Here is an 18,373-nt window from a genome sequence, read left to right on the forward strand (position 1 = left end):
TCATGTATTGTTTCCAATCGAAAGTCAGCGGTATGCGGCAGGAGAAACGCCGTACTTCTGTCTGAAGACGCGGTAAAAGTAAGAATAGCTGCCGAACCCGCACGTCACCGCGATCTGTTCCAGCGTCATCGTGCTGTATTTGATCCGGTCGAGCGCCATGGATAAACGGACATTTTGGGTATACTGAATGATGGTCATTCCATAGCATTCCTTGAAGAGATGGACCGTGCGCGACACGCTGAGGCCGACGTACTTGGCGACCTCGGCGACCGTAAACGACCGGGCTGCGTTTTCGTCGATGAAGTTCTTCATGCGGGTCGCGACGAAGGACTTCCCTTGCAGCACCGATTGCGTCGCAATCGCCCGGTCAATGCCGAGACAGAGCGCGCGCAGCAAGTAGTCCGCGAGCTCCGGATCCTCCGCTTCAAATCGGCGCTTCTCCAGGATGAGCGCCTGCCAAATCGACAGCCAACGCTCATCCGGCACCACCTTGACCTTCTGGGGGCGGTCTTTGCGGCTCCACCACTCGTCAAGCCAGCTCCCGCGGCAGATTATATAGTAATCTCCGCTTGAGATTTCACCTTGGCCGCTCTCTTGAGAAGGAGTCGGCGCAATATTCAGTTGATAAGAGTCTCCCGGCCTGAACAGCAGAAGATCGCCGGCTTCGATGCGCTGCATCTTCCCGTCAACAAGCGCCTCGCAGCTGCCGTCCATCTGCAGCCGAATGACATAGGCGCTCAAGCCGGCAAGGTTGTTAAAATGGAACGGATTCGTGTGATAAGAGTAGTTGCAGCTCAATATTTCGCTTAGCATGATGTTGTCGCTCCAATTTGCAGCAAAATTGTACATGTCACTGTTATATAATACATCTCGATCTGACGCCATTTCCACTATAATGGTTGTCAGATTGGTAAACTATTTGTAAGATTGGCGCACAACTCGGCGTCCATCCGCATTATGAAAGGAAGATCTTAAGTGAAAATCGGTTTGCAATTGTTTACATTGCGTGATGAATTGGCAAAAGATTTCAAAGGCACGCTCCGCCAAGTAGCCGCTATGGGCTATGAGGGCGTTGAATTTGCCGGCTACGGCGATATCCCTGCCGAAGAAATGCGCGATCTGCTGCAAGAACTCGGCCTTGAAGCGTTCGGCAGCCACGTTGGCCTGCAGTCGCTTGAAGAGAACTTGGAAGACGAAATTAAATATTTGAAAACAGTAGGCGCCAGCTATGCGATTCTGCCTTGGCTTTCGCCTGAGCAGCTCGAAGGCGGCGAAGCGTTCTGGCGCGAGCTGATCGCGAAGCTGGCCACATTCGGTGCTCGTCTGCGCGAAGAAGGGCTGCAATTCTGCTATCACAACCATGATTTCGAATTTGCCGCCAAAATCGACGGCGAATACATTTTCGATGCGATGTACACGAAAGTAGACGCGGATCTGCTCAAAGTTGAAATGGATATCGGCTGGGTGCAGTACTCCGGTCAGGATCCGATTGCTTATATCGCGAAATATGCGGGCCGTCTGCCGCTGCTCCACCTGAAGGACTTCCGCAAGAGCACGTCGGACAAGCATATCGACACCGTCGAGCTTGGCAACGGCGACCTGGCGCTGAACGATATCATCGGCGCGGCAAGCAAAGCAGGCGTTGAATGGATCGTAGTCGAGCAGGACAGCTGCGCAAACCCGCCGCTTGAATCGGTACAAACCAGCATGAACTGGCTGAAAGCAAACGGCCATAAAGCATAAGCCACAACGAGGGAGAGGTAACCAACATGAAAAAAATCAGAGTAGCAGTCGTTGGCTGCGGTGCGATCGCGCAACGCCGCCATATTCCAGAATATGCAGGAAACCCGAATGTTGAGTTCGTCGCATTCGTTGATCCGGTTATCGAGCGCGCGGAGGAATTCGCCGAGAAATACAATGCGAAAGCTTTCGCAAGCTATGAAGAAATGCTGAGCGCGATTAAGCCTGACGCCGTGAGCGTCTGCACGCCGAACTACCTGCACGCTCCGGTTGCGATCGCAGCGGCAAATTCCGGCGCGCACGTGCTGGTTGAGAAGCCAATGGCTTCGACGGACGAAGAAGCAGCCGCAATGATCGAAGCGGCAAGCAAGAACGGCGTATTCTTGATGGTCGGTCACAACCAACGCCTCATGCCGCCGCACGTGAAAGCAAAGCAAATCCTGCAAACAGGCGCGCTTGGCCGCGTACTGACGTTCCGCACATCCTTCGGCCACCCGGGTCCTGAAGGCTGGAGCGTTGACGGCAAAGGCAGCTGGTTCTTCCGCAAGGAAGAAGCGATCATGGGCGCAATGGGCGATCTCGGCGTTCACAAGTCCGACTTGATCCGTTACCTGCTGGATGACGAAGTTGCGCAAGTGACAGGCTTCATCGGTACGCTGGACAAAGAAGGCACGGACGTTGACGACAACGCGACTTGCTTGCTCCGTATGAAGAGCGGCGCGATCGGTACGCTTGTTGCCAGCTGGACTTACTATAAAGGCGAAGACAACAGCACGGTATTCTGGTGCGAGAACGGCGTTATGAAGATCGGTACGGACCCTAACGATCAAATTATCGTTGAGCTTCGCAACGGTACGGTTGAGAAATACAACGTCGGCGCGATCAGCACGAACGATAAGCAAGAAACAAGCGGCGTTGTCGATGCGTTCATCGAATCGCTGGTGACAAACACGAAGCCTAGCATCTCCGGTGAAGAGGGACGCAAATCGCTTGCCGTCATCCTGGCGGCATTCGAATCGCAAGCTACAGGCAAAGTTATTTCGCTGTAATCAGTAGTACCGTAACGGACAACTACGACGACTCGCAAGCAGGACACTTTTTCAATGGATAAGTGACCGTTTGCGGGTCGTTTTTTTTTAGCCCCCATGAAAGCGCTGCTATTATCTCAGAAAAGTTTATAAATTTCTGATTGCAGCCTTCGGTCTTGGGCGCTATGCTAGGCTTGTGCCTTGTCAAATCCTTCATGCGGAAAGGAAATGAACATGAACGAAACGAGAATTAGACGACTGATTGGACCTGAGCCGCGCTCGTATTGGGATGATCTCGAGTTTAGCGGCCGCAATGAATGGAACGACCGGATTTTGTCGCAGCTTGTTTTTGCGCAAGAGCTTTCGAAAGTGAATGGGCTTAAATACGATGAAGTGATCGCGAAAGCGCTCGACTACATAGAGGAAAGAATCGCCGAAGACGGCGCGATCGTGAAGCAAACTGCGCTTGAAGCGGAGCAGATGCTGGAGAGTTTGACGGAGGATGCCAAGAGCTACGATGTCATCGCGGTTGCGCACGCGCATATCGATATGAACTGGATGTGGGGCTGGGACGAGACGGTATCGGTTACGATCGACACTTTCCGGACTATGCTGAATTTGATGGAGGAATATCCGGAGTTCACGTTCTCGCAATCCCAAGCATCGATCTATCGTATCGTGGAGCAGTATGCCCCGGAGATGCTGCAGGAAATTAAACGCCGGGTGAAGGAAGGCCGCTGGGAAATTACGGCCTCGCATTGGGTGGAAGCCGACAAGAACATGCCGAGCGGCGAGAGCTTGGCCCGCCATATTCTATACACGAAGCGGTACCTCAGCGCCTTATTCGACATTGATCCGGGCAGCCTGAATCTGGACTTCGAGCCGGATACGTTCGGACACAGCCTCCAAGTGCCGGAGATTTTGGCCAGCGGCGGCGTGAAGTACTACTATCACTGCCGCGGTTCAGAAGGAGAGCCGCTGACCCGCTGGGAAGGGCCGTCCGGCAAGTCGGTCATCGTGTTCCGCGAGCTGACGTGGTACAACGATTTTGTCCGTCCCGTCTTTACATCTTATGTACCGGACATTTGCCGAAAAACCGGCCTAAAAACGTATTTGTACGTCTACGGGGTAGGCGATCATGGAGGCGGGCCGACCCGCCGCGACTTGAATCGTCTCCGGGCGATGCAGGAATGGCCGATTTGCCCGCGCATCCGCTTCGGCGGCTATGCCGATTACTTTAAGGAAGCCGAGCGGATCGCAGACCGGCTGCCGGTCGTGAAGGGCGAGTTGAACGCCGTCTTCACGGGCTGCTATACGTCCCAATCCCGAATCAAGAACGCGAACCGGGTGTCGGAAGCGACGCTGAACGAAGCGGAACTGTTCAGCTCGGTCGCAGCAGCTGCGCACGGGGCGGTTTACCCGAGCGCCACGTTCGAGGAAGCATGGAGAGGCGTACTGTTCAATCAATTCCACGATATTTTGCCGGGATCGGGCGTCATCGATACGCGCGAGCATGCGCTCGGTTTGTTTCAGAATACGATGGCAATCGCCGGCACGAACCGAAAGCTGGCGCTGGAGCGGATCGCCGCCGACATCGATACGTCATCCATCGACATTGGCAGCACGGCAGCGAACACCGCGCAAGGCGCGGGCGTCGGCTATGGGACGCGCGACTTCCGCATCACGCAGGTGGAGCGAGGGCAGGGCAGCACGCGGATTGTGCATGTCTTCAACTCCTCGCTGGAGGCAAGGGAGGAAATCGTTGAAATCGTGCTCTGGGATTGGAAGAGTCCGATTAAAGCGATCGTCGTGAAGACAGCAGCGGGCGAGCCGGTCGAAAGCCAAATCATCGACAGCGGCCGCCACTGGTACTGGTCGCACGATTACTTGCGTCTGCTCGCCCGCGTGCAGGTGCCGGCGTGCGGTTACGCGACGCTTACCGTTTCCGAAGGCGATGGCTATTCCTCGCAAATCGTCATCGGAGATCCGCGAGTTGACCGGGACGAGTCCTACGTGCTCGAGAATGCTTATTTGCGGGCTGCTTTCGATCCGAAGGATGCGACCGTCATTTCCTTGATCGACAAGCGCACAGGAGAGGAGCTGATCGATCCGCAGCGTCCGGCAGGACTGTTCCGCCTCATCCAGGAAGATCCAAGCAAAGGGATGGCGGCTTGGTGGGTCGGCCGATTCATGGAGATCAACAGCCTGCATGAGCGCATAATTCTGAAGAAGACTCAGGCCGGCGACCTGCGCCAAACGCTCAGCTACGAGCTGAAATTCGGGAAGTTCGGTACTTCATCCTTGAAAGTAGCCGTTTCGCTTGATGCTTGCGGCACGAGTCTCGATTATCAGATCGAATGCGACTGGCAGGAATCGGGGAGCAGAGAGACGAGCATTCCGCAGTTGCAGTTCCATTTCCCGCATAGCTATGCAAGCACGTCATACAAGTATGATGTCCCGTTCGGCACGATCATGCGGGAAGCAAGAGAAATCGAGCTGCCGGGCAACAGCTTCATCCAGGCGCTTAGAGACGGGGACGGCAGCAAGCCTTCGCTGTTCATCGTCACGAGCAACAAATATGGATTCCGCGGAGCGGATCAATCGATGTCCGTTTCGCTCATTCGCGGCTCGTTCGATCCGGATCCGTATCCGGAGCTTGGCAGTCACCACCGGATCAAGCTGTCCGTCTGCTTGGCGGATGCGGCAGTCTCGAACCGCGACATCATCGCGCAAGCCTACCGGCTGTGCCATCCGCTGAACGTCCTTTCGGGCACGAAGCGGGCTGGATCTCGTCCAGTGGAGAGCGGTTATGTTGAGTTGCTGGAGGGAACGGTTGCGGTATCGGCGATCAAAGCTCCGGAGGGCGTAAGCGGGGCTAGCTGGATCATTCGGCTGTACGAAACGGAAGGCCGACAGACATCAGCCGCGCTCAAGCTGTTTAAAGGAGCAGTCCGGGCATATGCGGTCGACGTGAATGAAAATCTGATTCCGGGCGACAGCTCGGTATCGCTGTCCGGCGACCGTCTAACCGTGAAGGTAGGCGCTTATTCGATTGCGGCTGTCCGCGTTGATTTCTAGTGGACGGTGCGCTCGGGGGTTGCCGGTCGCTCCATTCAAGTTGCGCCTGCGGTCGCTGTTGAACATGCCGGAAGGGTGCGCTCGGGGTTCGCGGTCGCTCCATTCGAATTGCGCCTGCGGCCGCTGTTGAACATGCCGGAAGGTGCGCTCGGGGTTCGCGGTCACTCCATTCGAATTGCGCCTGCGGCCGCTGTTGAACCCTGGATGCCGGATCAATCTCCAGCAAGGTAGCATCCAGGGTTCAAAGGCGGCACGTAAACTCTCCGGCTGCACCTCGAACTCCGCTCCCTTTTCCCCTCGCTTACCAGTGGTGGGAAGCAGGGCCTAAGCTGCCGAGGTCTCCGGCAGCTTCAGGCACGGCAGGAAACCCAAAAAGAAACTCGACGAGAGTTATATGGGTAAAAAAGGAAATAGATGGGGATAACGAGCCACAGTGGCGTTATTGTGCAACAAACAGCACCAATTGGCTAATAGGAGGCCCAATAACGTCGCTGCAATTCGTTAGCCTGTCAAAACGACCGTTTTAACGCGAATAAGGTCGATACGGTTCGTTAAGCTTGACACCAATAAAAAAAGCCCAAGTGCTGTAACCGGGTCGGACCGGTACCGTACTTGGGCTTTCTTGTTAATCGGATTATCGCTTATACACGAGCGGGTTGAGCGGAGACACCGCCGGTTCGCCGGCCTTCACGCCTGGGAACCAGGATTTCAGGTCGGATTCGCGTGCGCTGCTGTCCGGATTCGCCATCGTATTGACGCCGTCCGCAACGTAGATGATCGTCATAACCTCACGCATGGTGTCCGTCGGGTTGCCTGGAGCGGAGTGCAGCGTCCAACCTGCGTGGAACGTGGCATCGCCGGCATTCATGGCGCCGTAGTTCGTTTTTGACAGGCCTTTGCCTTCAATATAGGAGGCGAGCGTCTTATGCGATTCATCGGAGATGAACTGGCGGCTCATGTAGCCCGATGTGTGCGAGCCGTCGACGAAGGTCATCGATCCGACCTCTTCGGAGACATTTACAAGCGGCATCCAGAGCGTGATGGTATTCGGCGTTTCAAGCGGCCAATAAACTTGGTCTTGGTGCCATGGCGTATGGCCGCCGCCCGCTTCCTTGAAGAGCGCCTGGTCGTGGTAGATGCGAACGCCTTCCACACCCATGAGCTCGGCCGCGATTTTGGCAAAACGTCTTGCAAGCACGTACCGTGCCACGCCTTCGTTCATTTGCCATAGGTTGCAAATTTGAATGAACGCTTTGCCGTAAGTATCGCGCTCCCCCACGGGCTTCGTTTGGTAGTTGTGCTCGCGTACCGTACCCGCGATTAACGGCTCGTAATAACCGATTTCTTCCGCGGACAAAATGTTCTTTAAGTAAATATGCCCATTGCGTTGATAGGAAGCGATCTGCTCTTCAGTCAACGGATAGTCAGTATCAAGCTGCGGCAGTTCCGCCAGATTAGCTGGAATTTTCATCGTCATTATCTCCTTAATCATGCTAAGATGCTTCTATTATAAACCGGACGGCAATCCGCTTACTTTGTTTCAATCTCTCGATTCTTTTGTCAAAAACAACTGCGGAACCTGTATAATAAAAGCAAACGATCATCGAATCCGGCAGAGGAGCTTGTATAAATGTACTTATCCGAATTGATGGCGAAGCATCCGATCGTGCCCTACATCCGGGAGAGCGATTATGCCGTCCGCAGGCCTTGGATGTATTCGGCCAGGCGGTTGCTTGATTATTTGCTCGTCTATTTTCAAGAAGGGGACTGCCTGTTCCACGTGGACGGCGTCCCGTATGAGTTCCGCCCAGGCGACTTTTGTCTGATTCAACCGAGAAGCCTAAATGTTCTTGAAGGCCGGACGAACACGATTACGCCGTTCGCCCACATGGATTTATTCTACGACGCCAGTCGCGAGGAACGGTTTCCGACGCGCAACGGCATGATTGACCTCGAACCGTATGAGCATCTGATCCAGCCGCGCCTTAACGATTTTCACGGCATTTCTATTCCCGTTCGGCTTCGGCCCAAGCATCCCCTTGCGCTTCGAGACAAGTTTCTGGAGATGGTGGAATGCTGGCAGCATCGGGATCCGCTCATGCAATTGCGGGCGCAATCGCTTGGCACCGAGGTGATCCTTGCGATTCTGGAAGACCATACCGATTTGAAGCAGACGGAGAAGGCGGCACCCCAGCGGATGAATTGGATTACCTCATTCTTATCCTTGAATTTGGCTGAGCCGCTTTCGATCAGCGAGATGGCTGCCCGGGCCAATTTATCGCCTTCGCGATTCAGCGCGAAGTTCAAGGAGCAGCTTGGCGTATCTCCGCACAAATATTTGCTGCAGCTGCGCATTCGCCACGCGCAGGAGCTGCTGACCGGCTCCAAGCATACGATCGAAGACATTGCCGACTACTGCGGATTTGCCGACGTGCATCATTTTACGAAAGCATTCAAGAAGGAAGTCGGGACAGCGCCCGGCGCGTACCGCGGCAAGCAAAGCCAATCAAAAAGCGCGAACCCTTCCGATTGAAGGATTCGCGCTTTGCTTCATGTTACGGACGGATAAACTGCTGCGTCCAATAAGGACTCATGTTGCCGCCTGCCGCATAGCCTACGCCAAGCTGAGTGAAGTTAGGGCTAAGAATGTTTTTGCGGTGCCCCTCGCTGTTCATCCAAGCGGTCATGACCGCTTGTACGCCTTTTTGGCCTGCCGCGATGTTCTCGCCGGCATAAGAGTAGTTGATGCCGAACTGCTTCATCATATCGAATGGGCTGCCATAAGTCGGCGAATTATGGTCAAAATAGTTTTTGTCGCGCATATCTTGGGATTTCGTTTGTGCGACTTTGGACAATGAGGCATTCAACGTCAGCGGCTGCAAGCCGGCCTTCGAGCGTTCCGCGTTAACGGCCTGCAAAATTTGCTGCTGGATCGATCCGGTTTCCGCCGTACCCGCACCAGCACCTGCACCCGCACCGGTGTTTCCAGTGTTTCCGCCGGTAGTGCCCGGAGGGTTGTTCGTTGTTGGATAACGAGTTCCCGTATTCGGGTAGCCAGTGCCTGCATTAGGAGCGCCGCCAGTATACGGGTTCCATGTGCCGCCATAATACAACTGATACCAAGGGATGTTGCCTAAGTTGCCCCAATCACCCGCGCCATTGGCGTTATAAGGAGTGATCGTTCTGTGGCCTGGATTAAGCGGCAGCATATCACGGGATCTCATGCTGTACCGCCCATTCAGATCAGGAGTGAGATCCCGTCTGACATCGTGTCCGAGACTTCTGAAATCTTGTCTGAGATCCTGACCCCGTCTGACGTCATTCCCGAGATTCCTGAGATCTTGTCTGACGCCTGGTCTGTTTGCTGAACGGTAGGTGTTGTTGTCTGGACCTACCACGCGGTTGTCGGAAACCGCATTGTAGATCAAAGCGCCGATGCCAAAAGCTAAAACAATGCCGAGTAACGTACCTAAAAAGCGTCTCATTTTATTTATCAAGCTCCTTTCACACCACTAATATGTTCATGGGCGAAAGGAGCTATGCGGTGCGCCGCTTAGGCAATATCAAGTAAATTACTCAATAATAAGAACGCCGTAACCGGCGATTTCGGTTTGTCCTGAAATGGAGCTGCCGGTAATAAGATCGGTACCGGATTCGCTGCCTAAATCGATCGTGACAGGCCCTGCATTATGATTCAGCACGAATAAATAAGTCCGGTTATCGATGGCACGGCGTGTAAGCTCGACGCCAGGCGCTTTGCCCGGCAGCGGCTCGATCCCGTGCTGGCTGCACAGCTCGGCGGCAAAACCGCGCAAAAACGCTTCATCAGGACTCGATGCGACGTACCAGGCTTGTCCGCCGCCGAACCGGTTGCGGGTAAGCACGGGCATGCCGGCGTAGAAATCTTCGCCATATACGGCCAGTACGTCGGCGCCTTCGCTATGGATTAAATCGCACAGCAAAGAGCAGCTGAACGTGCCCTGAAGCGAACCGTACGATTCATTCATGACGATCTTATTGCTGCTGTCCGGGTAAAGGGCATCGATTTCTTCCGCCCAGATGCCGAGCAGCTGGCGCAGCTCGCCGGGATAGCCGCCTAAGGTGACGATGTCGTTCTCGTTCACGATGCCGCTGAAGAAGGTCGTGACGAACGTACCGCCGCCCGAGACAAACGCCTCGATCCGCGAAGCCATGCCAGGCTTAACCATGTACATGACCGGCGCGACAACGATATCGTATTCCTCTATACGGTCCTCAAACGAAACGATATCCACTTGATAACCGCCATCGTAGAACGCGCGGTAATACTTGTGAATTTCATCCACATACTTCAAATCAACGGTCGGACCGCTGGAATATTCGATTGCCCAGCGGTTCTCCCAGTCAAACATAATCGCGACGCGGCTCGGCAGCCGGGAACCGAGCAGCTTCGTGCCGAACGAGGAAAGCTCCGCGCCAAGCTGAGCGCATTCCCGGAATACGCGGGTGTGCTCATGGCCGACATGCTCGATGAGCGCGCCGTGGTATTTCTCGCAAGCGCCGACAGAGCGCCGCAGCTGGAAGAACATGACGCTGTCCGAGCCGTGCGCGACGGCCTGGTAGCTCCATAGCCGCATAATGCCTGGGCGCTTTAGCGTATTGTAGGCCTGCCAGTTCTGTTGGCTCGGCGTCTGCTCCATCAGCAGAAACGGTGCGCCGCCTTTGAGCCCCCGCATCAGATCATGCGTCATGGCGACGTAGCTGGACGGCGTATTCATCGACGGATAGTTGTCCCACGCGACGATATCCATATGCTTGGCCCACTTGAAATAATCAAGCGGTTTGTAGGTACCCATCAGATTCGTCGTAACGGGAATATGAGGGGTAATCATTTTGATTGCGTCATATTCCAGCTTGTAGCAGTCCAGCATGCTGTCCGAATTGAAGCGGGTATAGTCTAGAGAAATGCCCTGGAAGCAGGTGGAGTTATAGGACCATTGCTCGGATAAGGCATTTGGCAGCACGATTTCATCCCAATCGTAGAACGTATGCCCCCAGAAGCGGGTGTTCCACTGCTCGTTCAGCTTGTCCAGCGTGCCGTATTTCTTCTGCAGCCAAACCCGGAAGGCGGCTTCGCAGCGGTCGCAATAGCAATCGCCGCCGTATTCGTTGGACACGTGCCACAGCAAGAGAGCAGGATGATTTCCATATCTCTCCGCCAGCTTTGAGGCGAGACGGGTCGAGTAAGTACGGTAGGTCTCGCTGTTCGGACAAGAGTTGTGGCGTGCGCCGAATTTGCGTTTGCGGCCTTCGAAATCCGTACGCAGCACATCGGAATGACGGCGCGCCATCCAAGCCGGATGAGCGCCTGTACTTGTGGCTAGACAAGCATGGATACCGTTCTGGTGGAGCATATCCATGATGCGGTCGAGCGTCTCGAAGTTGTACGTATCTTCGCTAGGCTGAAGCATCGCCCAGGAGAAAACGTTGACGGTAGCGATATTCATGCCGGCGAGCTCGATCAGCCGCATATCCTCCGGCCAGATGCTCGGATCCCACTGCTCGGGATTGTAATCGCCGCCATATAACATTTTGGGCAGTTTGGCTGTATCCATCTATGTCATTTCCTCCAGTGAAAAGAATGATAACAGCTTTATTTTATGGTAAGATGCGGAGGAGAGATATATAAAAAAGCATAGTCAGGATATGATAATATGGAACAGATTATCGAGCGGATCAAACGACTCGTGGAAGGTCAGCAGCGCAGCCGTTACATGATTACGATGGGCGAATATGAGCTTCCGCTGTATGTAGATAGCATTGGCATTAATCCGGAACAGGAACCGATCGACCGGTCTAAGGGCTATCCCTGCTTCCATTGGCTGCAAACGGTGGAAGGCGAAGGGGAATTCGAGCTAAACGGCATCCGGTATTCGCTGCCGCCGGGCAACGGCTCATTGCTTTTCCCCGGGATTCCTCATTCTTACTCGGCCAAGGGCGGAAAGAAATGGTCGACCATGTATGTCACCTTCGGCGGTGTCTTGGCTGCCTCCATGCTGGCCTCGCTTGGCATTCGGCATACGGAGTGGCTCAATTGGAACGAAGACGCGCCGATTACTTCCCAGCTGATCAGCATGGTGGAGCAAACGGGCCAAGACGATGACCGGACAGGTCTTGACGCTTCCGCGCAGCTGTACCGGTTTCTTACAATGATAAAAATCTATGGGCAGAAGGGCGGGCGCTCGTCCGTGTTCCAGCACCTGGAGAAGCTGGATCCGCTGCTCCATTGGCTCGATGTCCATTACGGGGACCCCGACATAAGTCTCACCGATATGGCAGAGCAGCTGGAAATCAGCCCGCGATATTTAAATTCGCTGTTCCGGCAGGCGTTCGGCATTACGGCCTATGCCTACTTAATCCGGCTGCGGATGATTAAAGCAAAGGAAATGATGAGCCTCGGCGACAAAAGATCCATTAAAGAAATCGCCCAGCTGTCCGGATACCGCGATCCGAGCCATTTCATAGCGGCTTTCGGCAAGTCGGAGGGAATAACGCCTGAACAGTTCCGCAAGCTGCATGGATTGACGACGGTCCTATAACGGTGTAAAGCAATTGGAGGCAAAATGAAACGGACGGACGGAGCGGAAAATGAGACTATGGACATAAAGCATTGCACGGCATGCGGGCTGGAGAAGCCGTTAACAGCCTTTACGAAAAGGGCGGGAAGCACCGGCAGACGCGGCATTTGCCGATCCTGCCTGCGCAAACGGAAGCGGGAATTGCGTTCGGAGGAGCATGAAGCGTTTGCCGCCGTCGCGGACGAAATACTGGCGGATGACCCGGGCGTGATCGTGAACGGGCAGTCCGATGGGATGCGCGAAGTGACGATAAGTTCCGAAATCGAAAGCGCTCCCGTTAAGCCGGCCAGAAAACGGAAGCGCCGCCGCAAGAAGCGCAGCAAGGCGGCGGCAAATGGAACTGCGGCCGTTCAAGGCCTGTCAGCAGCGGAGCAAGTCTCCTTAGAACCTGAAGCGCTGGAATTTGAGGTCGCGGCAGGCTTACAGGAAGCTGCTTCGGAGCAGGCGTCTCCTGCGAAACGAAAGCGCAAGAGAGGCCGCCGCAAACGGAATAAAACAGCGAAGATCAGAATTTTACAGGCTGAGGATTCGGCGGTATGCGAAGAGCAGATCCTCGTTCGTCCGCCCGACCGGCACATCAGCCCGATCAGAGGGAAGTTTTCGTTCAAAACGTCTCTCTTGAACGACCGCGGCAGAGGCCAAATCCGGCTGCGCGGCCGCCGCGAAACGGGCAAACGCTGGTCGACTGACATTCCTACCGAGATGGCGGTGCGGATGGTGGAGGAAGGCGCAGCGGGCATCATTCATCCGGGCTTGATCCATAAGCTCTACACGAAGTCGGATTTCCGCCTGCTCGTGCTGCAGCGAGACGATTATGTTTGCCGCTATTGCGGCAAATTCGGAGACACCATCGACCATGTGCTGCCAAAGTCGAAGGGCGGGTTGTCCTCCCCGGCGAATTGCGTCTGCGCATGCTCGGCATGCAACCTGAAAAAGGCCGATAAATTAGACTTTGTATTCGATGATTTTTAACCCGTAATGGGCGATTTCCATATTTTATGAGGTGTAATTGCTATTTTCCCGTGTTAACATGGGTGGCGTCGGAAAGGCCGGCACACTTTTTCCAAAACAAGGGGGAAATATTCATGAAGATGCAACCATTTCGTATAGGTGTCGCTAGCGTGCTTGCAGCCGGTTTGATCGTGGCTGGAGGAGGAGCAGCCCTGCAGAAGGCAGAAGCAGCTACAGTGAACACCTCTGTTTCATATAAGGTTACGGTAAGCGACACGATGTACAAGATTGCCAAGAAATACGGAATCAGCTTGAACTCGCTGATCGCAGCGAACCCATACATTGCAAACCCGAACATCATCTGGCCGGGCATGACCGTTAAGGTTTCGGTTAGAACCACGACAGGAACCGGTACGACGAACGCAGGCACTAGCACAAGCACGACGGATAAGAGCACGTATGCGACGCAAGTCGTTACCCTGGTGAACAAGGCACGCGCGAATGCCGGGCTTACTGCGCTAAAACCAGATTCGCTTCTGAATAGAGTTGCGTTGGACAAGGCGAAGGATATGTACGTGAACAATTATTTCGACCATAACTCGCCGACTTACGGTTCGCCGTTTGATATGATGCGCGCATATGGCGTAACTTACTCCTATGCAGGCGAGAATATTGCCAAAGGCCAGCGTACGCCGGCTGAGGTTATGAACGCTTGGATGAACAGCCCTGGCCATAAAGCGAATATTTTGAGCAAAAACTTCAATAAAATCGGCGTTGCTTACTACAACGGCGAATGGGTACAAGAATTTACGTCTTAATAGACAATATGCGATAGACCATAAGCGGCCGGCTTAACGGCCGCTTATTTGCGTTTCCTTGACGTCACAGTAACCATCGGTTATTCTGTGACCAATGGTTATCCAATTCGAATGCATATAGAGGTGCCGCGACTGATGATGACAAGAAGAAAGCAGCTGTCCGAAGCGATGAAGGCGTCAATCCGGGACGCCGCAGCCGCCCTGTTCGCCGAGAAGGGCTATCCTTCCGTAACGATGCGCGAGATTGCCAAAGCGGCAGGCTGCTCCCACACGGCCATTTATTTATATTACAACAGCAAGGAAGAACTGCTTCAGCAGATTGCGATTCCATCGCTGCTGCAGCTGGAACAGCGTCTGTTAGAACTTCGAGGGAGGCGGGAAGCAGTGCCCGAAGACAGGCTGCTCGCGGTGTGCGAGCAATACGTCGTATTCTGCCTGACAAGCGGCAGCCTGCAGACCGTCTTGTTCATGTCCGGCTCGGTTCGGGTCGACGATCCAAGTCCGGAGCTTGAAGTCAACGTCATCCGCATCCGGCTGTTTACACATATTTCGCAGATGCTTCACGAGACGGTTACGGGCGCGAGTGAGGCACCGGACCGCGAGTCGGCTGCCGCGATCGATAACGGCAGAATGTTATTTTATTATTTGCAAGGTTTTATCAGCACCTACACCGGTCACCTCGAGCCGACCGCGGAGCTTCTTGAGCGGACGCTCCCGATCCTTAGGCAAGGCATCCTGACCCTTGTTCGCGGCATGAAGCAAAATTAAAACTTTTTAAGTATGCAGGGTTTAAGCGGCGTAAAAGCGAATTCATCTATGTAGACTTTCTACCGGAGGGTTTGAGACAATGAGGCGCAAAGCCGTGTATTGTAACAGGTCGCTTGCTGTAAAAGTGAAGAGAACGCTAGGCAAACCGGTTCAGCCTGCATCGGAGTCGGATGCTCACAATTATCAACGGTTGATCAAGTATTTGCCTGAGCCGATATTTGTGCATGACGGAAATATCATTTTATTTGCGAATCAAGCGGGCCTTAGGCTGCTTAACCTTACGGAAGCGGATTTTTCCCTTCCCGCAGCGAGGATGAATTCCAGATACATACATCCTGACTTTTTGGAAAGGACAGTGGCTCGCTTAAACGCTGTCTTGCAGACTGACGAGCCTAATGAGTTCGCGGATTGCAAGCTGATTGCCTGGGATGGCGAAATCATCGACGTCGAAGTGTCCAGCATACGAATCCGCAATTACCCGGGCAGAGGAACGGTGATTCAAACCGTATTCCATGATATCCGCGACCGCAAGAAAGAAGAAGAGGCGCTCATCCAGTCCGAGAAGCTGTCCGTAGCCGGCCAAATGGCTGCAGGCATCGCCCACGAAATCCGCAACCCGCTTACCTCGCTCATAGGCTTCTCCAAATTTCTGAAAGCGAAAATCAATCAATACCATGAATACTTTGACATTATGCTCGTCGAGCTGGACCGCATCAACTCGATCGTGCAGGAGTTTATGGCCTTGGCCAAGCCGCAGGCGAACCAGTTCAAGAGGCATGATCTGAAAAAAATTATTCAAAACGTGCTGACGCTGCTGGAAACGCAGGCGATTTTGCGCAATGTGGAAATCGTGCTGCATGCAGAGGCGGATGAGGCCGAGCTGCTCTGTGACGAGAACCAGCTGAAGCAGGTCTTTGTCAACGTGCTGAAAAATGCGATCGAGGCGATGCCGAACGCCGGGATGATTACGATCAACATGAAGCTGCTTCAGCCGCACGGATTTACCGTAGAAATCGTGGATGAGGGCGTTGGCATTCCGGAGGATCAGCTGCCGAAGCTCGGCGGGCCTTTCTTTACGACGAAGGATAGCGGCACTGGACTTGGTCTTATGATCTGCTACCGCATTATCGAGGGTCACCACGGCAAAATGGATATTTCGAGCGCGCCTGGCAAAGGGACAACGGTGACGATTTTCCTTCCAAGGAATGGCTAAAGGAGCTTGCTTAAAACGGTCTGCCTGTATTTACCGGTAGGCTTTCGCCTAACGGATGTGATATTCTTTTACGCGAGCCGAAACGAAGTATCGTACGGGGGATCATTAGGGAGCGGCAGTAACTGCCCTCCGGCCGGACATTTTCGAATGAACGGTAGATTGCGCACTTGGCGCTGGGGTGAATCGCTTTGGTTAAGCGTAGGGTTGAACTCCTCAATCCGAATCCGACAACTAACCTCGTAGGCCGCATGCGACATAGGAAAGATTTTTGCCGCTTATCGAACATAAGCTGCATGTTCCTGTATCGCGATGACGGAATAAGTCCGAACTGGGATTTATGTCCGTAAATCAAAGGAGGCCTTGCCCAACATGATGAACACACTATGGAAGAAAAGCGCAGTAATCGCGGCGCTTGGCTTTGCCATTGTCGCAAATTCGGCTACGGCAAGTGCGGATGCCACGTACAAAGCTAAAGAAGGCGATACATTCTGGAAGCTTTCCAAGTACTTCGAAATTTCGCTGGAGCTGATGCTGAAGGCAAATCCGGATATCGATCCGGGCAACATTTACGAAGGACTCAGCATCGTGATTCCTTCCGCCGCCAGCAAGAAGCCTGAAGCCGCAAAAACAGCGAAAGCCGAAAAGGCTGAAAAGACTGCAAAGGTTGAAAAGGCTGAGAAGGCTGCAAAAGCTAAGCCGGAGAAGAAAGCGAAAAAGCCGGCGAAAGTGAAGCAGCAGAAGAAAGCCGCTCCGAAAGCGGAGAAGGCATCAGTTAAATCCATGAGAAAAGCGTCCGTGGACCGCAGCGACGACGTCATTACGGTCGGCGGTCATTCGTACGACTACAAGGACGTTGTACAGGTCAAAGCGAGCGCGTATACGGCCCATCCGTCGGAGAACGGCTGGGGTCCTGTAGACTACTACGGCAATCCGCTTAAGCTTGGCACGATCGCAGTCGATCCGGATGTCATCCCGATGGGCAGCAAGGTATACATCACAGGCTATGATCATGACGGTTTGCCGATCGGCGGCATGATGGCCGTCGCTACCGATCAAGGCAGCGCGATCAAAGGCAACCGCATCGACATCTTCGTCCCGCAATCGCAAAAAGAAGCCAGCATGTTCGGCTTTCAGAACGTAAAGGTCTTTATTCTTGAATAGCAGATAAGCAAAAAAGCGGCAGTCCCGATGGGCTGCCGCTTTTTGCTGCGCGTTTCATGCCGCCACCAGGTCGTTTAACGGAATCTGCGGCCTCGCGCTTCGGGGCGGTTCAACAGCTCCGGAAGCGTGACGATCTGATAGCCCTTGCTATGCAGCAAGCGGATGAGCCTTGGCAGCGCGGCGATCGTGCCGGATAAATCCTGTCCTTCGCCGCCGCCAGCATGCTGTAATATAATCGACCCCGGTTGAAGCGTTTTTTTGATATTGATCAGGATGCTGTTGCTGTCAAGGCTCTTCCAGTCGACGGAATCGACGTCCCAGTTGACGACGATATAGCCCCAGCTGCGCAGCAAGGCGACCTGCTGCGGCGTGATCTCGCCGTATGGAGGCCGGATGAATTTCGGGCTGTAGCCGGCAAGAGGGCGCAAGATCCAATCGGTCTTCCAAATTTGCTGCTCGAAGGCATAGCGGGAAATCCGCGAGAACACGGCATGATCGTACGAATGATTGCCGATAATATGGCCTTCCCGGCGCATACGCTGCACCATGGCCGGGTATTTGGCCGCCCGGGAGCCGACGACGAAGAAGGTCGCTCTGACCTTGTAGCGGGCGAGCGTTTCCAGCACCTTCGGCGTGTACCGGGGATCCGGCACATCGTCGAAGGTAAGAGCGACCCTGCGGTACTGGCGAGGCCCCCAGATGACGAAGGAGCCGGGGAAGCGCTGCTGCAGCGTTACCCAAGACATGGCTTCCCTGCGGCTTTGCTTCTTCTTTCTTCGCTTCTGCCCGCTGCTAAAGGAAGGTTCAATCGTGCTTGTCCCATGTTCGGTATTGATCTGCATTCCGGCAGGGGGCTCGGCCGCGGAAGAGTAAACGGATGTTTCGGCGCCCCACGAGGAGCAGGAAATGGCCGTCCAAGCGATCAGCAGCGCTAACATGCGTTTTGGATCAGGCATCTTGAGCATCTCTTTCCCTCCCGCTTCCATCGATTGATTGACA

Annotated in this window: 15 protein-coding genes and 1 riboswitch; of the genes, 10 read left to right on the top strand and 5 right to left on the bottom strand. The window is 54.2% G+C overall.

Annotated elements, in window-relative coordinates; translation table 11 throughout:
- Positions 1-24: 24 nt before the first annotated feature.
- Entirely contained in the window at positions 25-813 is a 789-nt protein-coding gene (locus DL346_RS18415; protein WP_112883604.1) for an AraC family transcriptional regulator, read from the bottom strand.
- A gap of 162 nt (positions 814-975) precedes the next feature.
- Between DL346_RS18415 and DL346_RS18420 the strand changes: the two genes are divergently transcribed.
- From DL346_RS18420 to DL346_RS18430, 3 genes are all read left to right on the top strand, one after another.
- Entirely contained in the window at positions 976-1,743 is a 768-nt protein-coding gene (locus DL346_RS18420; RefSeq protein ID WP_240633278.1) for a sugar phosphate isomerase/epimerase family protein, read from the top strand.
- 26 nt (positions 1,744-1,769) lie between these two features.
- Entirely contained in the window at positions 1,770-2,789 is a 1,020-nt protein-coding gene (locus DL346_RS18425; RefSeq protein WP_112883605.1) for a Gfo/Idh/MocA family protein, read from the top strand.
- Positions 2,790-3,002: 213 nt separating this feature from the next.
- Positions 3,003-5,846 (top strand): alpha-mannosidase, encoded by a 2,844-nt coding sequence (locus tag DL346_RS18430; RefSeq protein ID WP_165822570.1) that lies wholly within the window; start codon positions 3,003-3,005, stop codon positions 5,844-5,846.
- Positions 5,847-6,480: 634 nt separating this feature from the next.
- Here the strand turns inward: DL346_RS18430 and DL346_RS18435 are convergent.
- Complete coding sequence (locus tag DL346_RS18435; RefSeq protein ID WP_112884049.1) at positions 6,481-7,317, bottom strand: phytanoyl-CoA dioxygenase family protein; 837 nt, start codon at positions 7,315-7,317, stop codon at positions 6,481-6,483.
- A gap of 159 nt (positions 7,318-7,476) precedes the next feature.
- On the opposite strand from DL346_RS18435, the gene DL346_RS18440 reads away from it, so the two are divergent.
- A complete protein-coding gene (locus tag DL346_RS18440) occupies positions 7,477-8,379 on the top strand; it encodes an AraC family transcriptional regulator (RefSeq protein ID WP_240633280.1) in 903 nt (300 codons plus the stop codon).
- A 22-nt stretch (positions 8,380-8,401) separates the two neighbouring features.
- On the opposite strand, the gene DL346_RS18445 is transcribed toward DL346_RS18440, so the two are convergent.
- A complete protein-coding gene (locus tag DL346_RS18445) occupies positions 8,402-9,055 on the bottom strand; it encodes a CAP domain-containing protein (protein ID WP_420849581.1) in 654 nt (217 codons plus the stop codon).
- Positions 9,056-9,418: 363 nt separating this feature from the next.
- The gene (locus DL346_RS18450; RefSeq protein ID WP_112883607.1) at positions 9,419-11,440 is read right to left on the bottom strand and encodes a beta-galactosidase; all 2,022 of its coding nucleotides are present in this window, start codon (positions 11,438-11,440) and stop codon (positions 9,419-9,421) included.
- Positions 11,441-11,539: 99 nt separating this feature from the next.
- Here DL346_RS18450 and DL346_RS18455 point away from each other — a divergent pair, with 99 nt between their 5' ends.
- The 6 genes from DL346_RS18455 to DL346_RS18480 all read left to right on the top strand — a co-directional run bounded on the left by DL346_RS18455 (position 11,540) and on the right by DL346_RS18480 (position 17,374).
- Positions 11,540-12,424 carry an AraC family transcriptional regulator gene (locus DL346_RS18455; protein ID WP_112883608.1) on the top strand — a complete coding sequence of 295 codons (885 nt, stop codon included), beginning with the start codon at positions 11,540-11,542 and terminating at the stop codon, positions 12,422-12,424.
- Between the two features lie 24 nt (positions 12,425-12,448).
- On the top strand, positions 12,449-13,435 hold the full coding sequence (locus tag DL346_RS29540; RefSeq protein ID WP_240633282.1) for an HNH endonuclease: 987 nt from the start codon (positions 12,449-12,451) through the stop codon (positions 13,433-13,435).
- Positions 13,436-13,548: 113 nt separating this feature from the next.
- Positions 13,549-14,232, top strand: a complete 684-nt coding sequence (locus tag DL346_RS18465) for a CAP domain-containing protein (protein WP_240633283.1) — start codon at positions 13,549-13,551, stop codon at positions 14,230-14,232.
- A 135-nt stretch (positions 14,233-14,367) separates the two neighbouring features.
- On the top strand, positions 14,368-15,000 hold the full coding sequence (locus tag DL346_RS18470; protein WP_165822571.1) for a TetR/AcrR family transcriptional regulator: 633 nt from the start codon (positions 14,368-14,370) through the stop codon (positions 14,998-15,000).
- Between the two features lie 79 nt (positions 15,001-15,079).
- Positions 15,080-16,213 carry an ATP-binding protein gene (locus tag DL346_RS18475; protein WP_112883610.1) on the top strand — a complete coding sequence of 378 codons (1,134 nt, stop codon included), beginning with the start codon at positions 15,080-15,082 and terminating at the stop codon, positions 16,211-16,213.
- Positions 16,214-16,278: 65 nt separating this feature from the next.
- Positions 16,279-16,474: riboswitch (cyclic di-AMP (ydaO/yuaA leader) on the top strand.
- A gap of 108 nt (positions 16,475-16,582) precedes the next feature.
- A complete protein-coding gene (locus tag DL346_RS18480; protein ID WP_112883611.1) occupies positions 16,583-17,374 on the top strand; it encodes a 3D domain-containing protein in 792 nt (263 codons plus the stop codon).
- Positions 17,375-17,448: 74 nt separating this feature from the next.
- Here the strand turns inward: DL346_RS18480 and DL346_RS18485 are convergent, their stop codons facing one another.
- A complete protein-coding gene (locus DL346_RS18485; protein WP_240633284.1) occupies positions 17,449-18,339 on the bottom strand; it encodes a polysaccharide deacetylase family protein in 891 nt (296 codons plus the stop codon).
- Positions 18,340-18,373: the final 34 nt, after the last annotated feature.

This window comes from Paenibacillus montanisoli, assembly GCF_003268025.1.
GTDB lineage: Bacteria > Bacillota > Bacilli > Paenibacillales > Paenibacillaceae > Paenibacillus_Z > Paenibacillus_Z montanisoli.